Genomic DNA, 6,213 nt, shown 5'->3' with positions numbered 1-6,213 from the left:
GACACGACCATCCGTTGTCCCAAGTTGTGAGACGATTTACCCCAAATCCACGTCTAATGGTTTAATAGCCCCCATGCAAGGAATTACCAAAGTATTTAAAAAAGGCGGCATTCTGCTGGCCATTGTCATCGCAATCATCCTGGCACTCATCTGTGGCCAGTTTTTCCCCGTCCCCCTGGTGCGCATCTTTGTAACCTTCAACGCCATCTTCGGCCAATTCCTGGGATTCTGCATCCCCCTGATAATCATCGGCCTGGTCACCCCCGCCATCGCCGACCTCGGGTCAGGCTCCGCTAAATGGCTGGGGCTCACCGCCCTCATCGCCTATATCTCCACCCTGTACTCCGGTTTCCTCACCTACGGAACCGCCATGCTGACCCTGCCAAAATTCCTGCACCAAGGTGCCCTAGCCGAAGTACAAGACCCTTCGAAATCCGACCTGGCACCCTTCTTTACCATCACCATGGACGCGGTAATCTCCGTAATGGGCGCCTTGATACTGTCCTTTATTATGGGCATCGGCCTGTCCCTGGTTTCCCGCGGGGTGCTGCGGCGCGGCTTTGTTGAATTCCGTAAAATTATCATTCGCCTAATCGAACGAGTCATCATTCCCCTGCTGCCACTGCACATTTTTGGCATCTTCCTTAACATGACCAAATCCGGGGCGGTTATGAAAGTCATCGTCGTGCTGCTGACCGTCGTGGTACTGGTGCTCGTCCTCGAAGTCGTCATCCTGGTCACCCAATACCTAGTAGGTGGCCTCGCCTACGGGGTAAACCCCTTCAAAGCCCTGTTGACCATGCTGCCAGCCTACATGACCGCACTCGGCACGTCATCCTCGGCCGCTTCCATCCCCGTCACCCTAAAACAAGCCAAAAAACTCGGAGTCCCCGACGCGGTGGCATCATTCACCGTACCACTGTGCGCCACCATCCACCTAGCCGGATCGACCTCTAAAATTACCGCCTTCGCACTGGCCATCATGATTACCTCGGGAATTCCCCTTAACCCGATACACTTCACCGGCTTTATTTTCATGTTGGGAGTCACCATGATTGCCGCCCCCGGCGTCCCCGGCGGCGCAATCATGGCCGCCACCGGAATCCTGTCTTCGATGCTAGGATTCAACGAAGCCCAAGTCGGCTTGATGATAGCCTCTTACATTGCCCTCGATTCCTTCGGCACCGCCACCAATGTCACCGGCGACGGCGCCATCTCTCTAATCGTGGCACGCCTGTCAGGCGGCAAATTCTCGGAGCGCGACCAACGCATCGCCGCCAGTTTCGCCTCCGAAGACACCTTCGATGCCCAAAAATACCTCGAAGACGTGAAATAAATCATCAACCCCAAAATCCGGTGGCTCACTGCCCCTCTAAAAAGGCAGTGAGCCACCACGTTTTTACGCCCAAAACCCCGGCAAGCCCCTCATGAACCCGAAATCTAATGCGCGGCGGCACGCCAATTCGCACCCACCCCCACCGAGACCTCCAACGGGACACGCAACTCGACCACGCTAGTCATCGCCTCGGTCACCACCCGCCGCAACGCGTCAACCTCGCCAGGAGCCACCTCAAACACCAGCTCGTCGTGAATCTGTAACAATATCCGGGAACCTAACCCCGCCGCCGCCATCGCCGCGTCAACCCTTAACATGGCCTGCTTCATCAAATCCGCCGCCGAACCCTGAATCGGCGCATTCAACGCGGCACGCCGCGCATTCTCAGCCACCACTCGGTTAGTGGCCCGCAAACCCGGCAAATACCGCCGCCGCCCCCACATAGTTTCGGTGTAACCCACCCGACGCGCCTCGGACACAATGTGCTCCAAGTAATCGCGCACCGCCCCGAAACGCGAAAAATACGTCTCCATCAAGTGCTTCGCCTCGCCCTGTGAAATGCGCAACTGGCCAGCCAAACCAAAAGCACTCAGCCCATAAGCCAAACCATAAGACGTGGCCTTTACATGAGTCCGTTGGGTTGCAGTCACCGCCTCTGGCGCCACCCCAAACACCAAAGCCGCCACCGAACGATGCAAATCCTCGCCCGACTTAAACGCCGCAATCAAACCCTCGTCCCCCGACAAATGCGCCATAATACGCATCTCTATCTGGGAATAATCCGCCGTCATCAAAGACACAAACGGCATCTGGGCAATGAAAGTCTCGCGAATTCGCGCCCCATCATCCGTGCGCGCCGGAATATTTTGCAGATTCGGATCAAGCGAAGACAAACGCCCCGTCGCCGCCACCGTCTGGCCAAAAGTCGTGTGAATCCGGCCATCCGGGGCAATACGATCCCCAAGATTACGCACAATCTGTAACAACTTGCTGCGATCGCGGAAATACAGCAAAGCCTGGAGGAAAGGATGCGGGTTATAAAGCGCTAACTCCTCGAGCGCTTTGGCATCCGTAGTGTAGCCCGTCTTGGTTTTGCGCGTCGGCGGCAAGCCCAACTGGTTGAACAACACGTCTTGCAACTGTTTGGGCGAAGACAAATTCACCTCACGGCCGATTGCCTCGAAAGCCGCTGTCTCGGTGCGTTTGACCTCGCTCGAAAGCTCCTGGTCGAAACGCTGCAAAAGACCCTCATCCACAGCAATACCCGTGTCCTCCATCCGCTCCAACAAGCGCGACAACGGCAGCTCCATATCCAGCAAAGACCCCACCCGTCGGTACTTGACCTGTTCCGTAAGAATCGGCAACATATCCAACAAACTCAACGCATACTTCGCCTGGTTCACCAAAGTTTCCGGCAGCGACGGCAACGGTATCCCCCCCGAAATGTCCTTCGAGCCCGTGGATGCCGTCACCGCTGCAGCTCCGGCGGCATCCGTCACATTGCCCCACCCCAAGTCGAAAGCCATCTGTTCACTGATTTTCCCGATATCCGAAGGCTTTTCATCAATCGACCAGCCCAACAAACGCTCGGTCACCGCCGCGAACTTTAGACGCGACGCATCCGGATCCGCCAGGTAATCCAACAAATTCACATCCTGAACCGTGCCGGACAATTCCCAACCATAGGCACGCAAAGCATGACGCAAAGCCTTTGCGTTATACACCACCACCGTGCGGTTTTCAGCGGCAAAAAAATCCCGCAAAACATTCTCGGATTCGGGGCGCAGCGTCGAGGGCGTAACCAATACGGCTTCCTCCCGGAACAGGGCGAGGCTTGCCGCCGTCCCGCCCCCCGAGGCACCATTGCCTGGTTTCGCTGTCAGCTCGCCCGTTACCTCTCTAGGGTTAGCCTCACTGTCACCCGAAGCAACCCCGCTGGGATTCGTGGGGGATTTGGCTGCGGTTTCGCCCGTGGTACCCTCGGGGATTGCCACGTGCTTCGCGAGGAACAACCAGTCGATGCTCGGCGCGTTCACCCCGATGTTTCCCACCGCCCATACGGCAATCTCGGATTCATGAGGTGCTTGCCCCAAACCCAGCCACTCCCGCAATTCCCCCGCCTGGAAATCGGATTCCAAGCGGTGAATCACCGGATGCGGCTCGATCCCAAAACCATGCCGAGACCCGAAATCCAAAGAAGCCTCGGGTTGCGGCTCGGCCAATGAATCGCGGCTGGCACCTCGTGAAGCCGACATATCAACCGCACCCGTATCCACAGAATCAACCCCGACACCACCCGAAAACCCGGGCGAAGCAAAACCGGGCATCGACCCCGACGCGCCCCCCGAAACCCCGAAAAACGCCAGGAACTGGCGGCGCATCTCTTTGAACTCTAGCTCGGCACAAACCGCATCCACCGCCGACACATCCATCCCCCGCCAACGCAAATCATCCAGCTGCAATGGCAAATGCAAATCAGTACGCAAACGATTCAACTCGCGATTACGCAAGACATCATCCACGTGGGCACGCAAATTTTCCCCACGCTTGCCTTTTAGCTCACCTCGGTGCGCCAAAATCCCCTCCAAGCCGCCATACTGGTTAATCCACGCCGCCGCGCTCTTTTCCCCCACCAAAGGCACCCCCGGCAGATTATCCGCCTTTTCCCCCACCAAAGCCGCAACCTCCGGGTACTGCGCCGGCCACACCCCATACTTATCCTTCACCGCCTGCGGGGTCATCCGGGTGGTTTGGGCGGCGTTGTGCCCCGGATACAACACGGTAGTGCTTTCGTCAATCAACTGGAACGTATCCCGATCCCCCGAAGAAACCAACACCTGCATCCCCTGCGCCTTGCCCTGGGTCGCCAAAGTCGCCAAAATATCATCCGCTTCGACATTCTCCATCGTCAACCACTTGATACCCAGTGCATCCAACAAACGCTGAATATTCTCTATCTGGCCAAGGAACTCCGGGGGCGTCTCGGCGCGACCTCCCTTGTAATCCGGGTAAATATCCGTGCGGAAAGAATGCCGGGACAGGTCAAAAGCCGCCCCGATATGAGTGGGTTTCTCGCGGCGTAACATAGCCAGTAGCATGGACATGAAACCATGCACCGCATTCGTATAGACACCGGTGGTGGTGCGGAAATTCTCGGGCGGTCGGGAATAGAAAGCCCGAAACGCCAAGGAATGCCCATCCAAAACCAACAAACGCAAATCACTCATATTAAGTAAGGTTACCAGGAACGCATGAACACGAAACCGACAGTGGGAAATATTGGGGAAACCACAACCGCAAAGGCCGGAGAGACCCGGGAAACCGCAAAGGCCGGAGAAGCCGGGACAAAACTCGGCATCGAAATTCGCGACATCACCGCCGAGTCCGCCGAAGCCACCATGCCGGTGGTGGGAAACCGTCAACCCTATGGGCTGCTGCACGGGGGTGCCACGGCGTTGCTGGCCGAACACACCGCCTCGGTCGCCGCCGGAGCCTGGGCGGCGACGCATGGCATGGCCGCAGTCGGAGCAAACCTGACGATAACCCACGTGCGACCGGCACAATCCGGCACCGTGCGCTGCACGGCACAAGCCCAACACTTAGGGCGACGCACCGCCGTCTATGCCTTTCAGGTCGTATCCGAAACCAGCGGGAAACTGATATCCTTCGGGTCGGTCAGCTGTCAACTGGTGGCCAAAAACCCGGATGGCGCCTCATGAAGCCGGGCGAAAAAACCCACCCGCCGCCACAACGACACCGGGAACCAACCGAGCAAAGGAAAACCCGGGCGACTAAACCACCGGGTCGGGCGCCGGACTAACCCCGAAAAAGCCCCCGAAAAAGCGGATACCAGGCGGCCAACAAGAGGCCAAGAAGCGACTTAGAGGCGGCTTAGAGGCGGCTTAGGCGCTCCCCAACTGTTCGATAACCGCGTCAGCGACCTCGCGCATCGACAAACGACGATCCATCGAAGTCTTTTGAATCCAGCGGAAAGCCTCGGGCTCGGACAAATCCATTTTTTCCATCAACAAGCCCTTGGCGCGATCCACCTGTTTGCGAGTCGTCAAGCGATCTTGTAAGTCAGCGATGGAATCCTCTAGAGTCAGCATTTCCTGGTGGCGCGACAAGGCAACTTCCGCCGCCGGAATCAAATCCTTAGCCTGGAAGGGCTTGACCAGGTAAGCCATCGTCCCGGCATCCTTAGCCCGCTCAATCAGTTCCTTGTCGGAAAAAGCCGTGAGCATCACTATCGCGCAAGGCACTTCCTTCATGATTTTATCGGCCGCGCTAATCCCATCCAGACGCGGCATCTTGATATCCATCACCATCAAATCAGGTTCCAGTTCCAAAGCCAGTTTCACGGCTTCCTCGCCGTCGGCGGCCTCTCCCACCACCTCGAAGCCATGTTCCGTGAGTGTTTCCACCACGTCGAGCCTAATCAAGGCTTCGTCTTCGGCCACGATGACGCGACGATTTTCCTTGTCCTGACTGGCTGTTACAGCACTACTCCCCATAAGTTTGCAACCCCTTTGACACGTTGTTTTGTAATTTCCTGTCTTATACTTTAGTATAAATGTCGTCTTGAAACACGTTTTCGTGCAAGAGATGCCCTGGTAGCCCAATTGGTAGAGGCGGTCGGCTCAAACCCGGCTTGTTGTGAGTTCGAATCTCACCCGGGGTACCATCGCTATACACAAAAACAAGCCAAAAACTCACGCTATAGAAAACAAAGTTGCACAGCTGCGCGAACGTGCCCCGGAACTGTATTTCGAGGATGTTTCCTAAGTTTCCTGTGGTTTATTAGGGCTTACAGAGCCGTTGCTGTATCGGCCGTCTTCATGCTAGACTCGGGGCACAACGTGCTGGCTACCAGTCCG

5 protein-coding genes and 1 tRNA gene are annotated in these 6,213 nt (G+C 56.8%); 4 read left to right on the top strand and 2 right to left on the bottom strand.

Annotation, left to right across the window (positions count from 1 at the left end; all coding sequences use genetic code 11):
• The first annotated feature begins 73 nt into the window (after positions 1–73).
• The gene (locus HMPREF0577_RS03695) at positions 74–1,336 is read left to right on the top strand and encodes a dicarboxylate/amino acid:cation symporter (protein ID WP_004012340.1); all 1,263 of its coding nucleotides are present in this window, start codon (positions 74–76) and stop codon (positions 1,334–1,336) included.
• 104 nt (positions 1,337–1,440) lie between these two features.
• On the opposite strand, the gene polA is transcribed toward HMPREF0577_RS03695, so the two are convergent.
• Positions 1,441–4,563, bottom strand: a complete 3,123-nt coding sequence (gene polA, locus HMPREF0577_RS03690; RefSeq protein ID WP_004012339.1) for a DNA polymerase I — start codon at positions 4,561–4,563, stop codon at positions 1,441–1,443.
• Between the two features lie 24 nt (positions 4,564–4,587).
• Between polA and HMPREF0577_RS03685 the strand changes: the two genes are divergently transcribed.
• Positions 4,588–5,055 carry a PaaI family thioesterase gene (locus HMPREF0577_RS03685; protein ID WP_004012338.1) on the top strand — a complete coding sequence of 156 codons (468 nt, stop codon included), beginning with the start codon at positions 4,588–4,590 and terminating at the stop codon, positions 5,053–5,055.
• Positions 5,056–5,238: 183 nt separating this feature from the next.
• Here HMPREF0577_RS03685 and HMPREF0577_RS03680 read toward each other — a convergent pair whose 3' ends face one another.
• Positions 5,239–5,850 carry an ANTAR domain-containing response regulator gene (locus HMPREF0577_RS03680; protein ID WP_004012337.1) on the bottom strand — a complete coding sequence of 204 codons (612 nt, stop codon included), beginning with the start codon at positions 5,848–5,850 and terminating at the stop codon, positions 5,239–5,241.
• Between the two features lie 93 nt (positions 5,851–5,943).
• Here HMPREF0577_RS03680 and HMPREF0577_RS03675 point away from each other — a divergent pair.
• Positions 5,944–6,020 (top strand) — tRNA-Leu (locus HMPREF0577_RS03675).
• Positions 5,993–6,121, top strand: a complete 129-nt coding sequence (locus HMPREF0577_RS11970; protein ID WP_004012336.1) for a hypothetical protein — start codon at positions 5,993–5,995, stop codon at positions 6,119–6,121. The genes HMPREF0577_RS03675 and HMPREF0577_RS11970 overlap by 28 nt, the downstream gene beginning before the upstream one ends.
• Positions 6,122–6,213 lie beyond the last annotated feature (92 nt).

This window comes from Mobiluncus mulieris ATCC 35243, assembly GCF_000160615.1.
GTDB classification, from domain to species: domain Bacteria; phylum Actinomycetota; class Actinomycetes; order Actinomycetales; family Actinomycetaceae; genus Mobiluncus; species Mobiluncus mulieris.
The sequence above is the reverse complement of the archived record's forward strand: the minus strand, read 5'-3'. Positions and strand labels throughout refer to the sequence as shown.

What these genes read in the sequence shown, in the direction of transcription:
- HMPREF0577_RS03695 (WP_004012340.1), top strand. Translation starts at nt 74, where the DNA reads ATGCAAGGAATTACCAAAGTATTTAAAAAAGGCGGCATTCTGCTGGCC.
- polA (WP_004012339.1), bottom strand. Translation starts at nt 4,563, where the DNA reads ATGAGTGATTTGCGTTTGTTGGTTTTGGATGGGCATTCCTTGGCGTTT.
- HMPREF0577_RS03685 (WP_004012338.1), top strand. Translation starts at nt 4,588, where the DNA reads ATGAACACGAAACCGACAGTGGGAAATATTGGGGAAACCACAACCGCA.
- HMPREF0577_RS03680 (WP_004012337.1), bottom strand. Translation starts at nt 5,850, where the DNA reads ATGGGGAGTAGTGCTGTAACAGCCAGTCAGGACAAGGAAAATCGTCGC.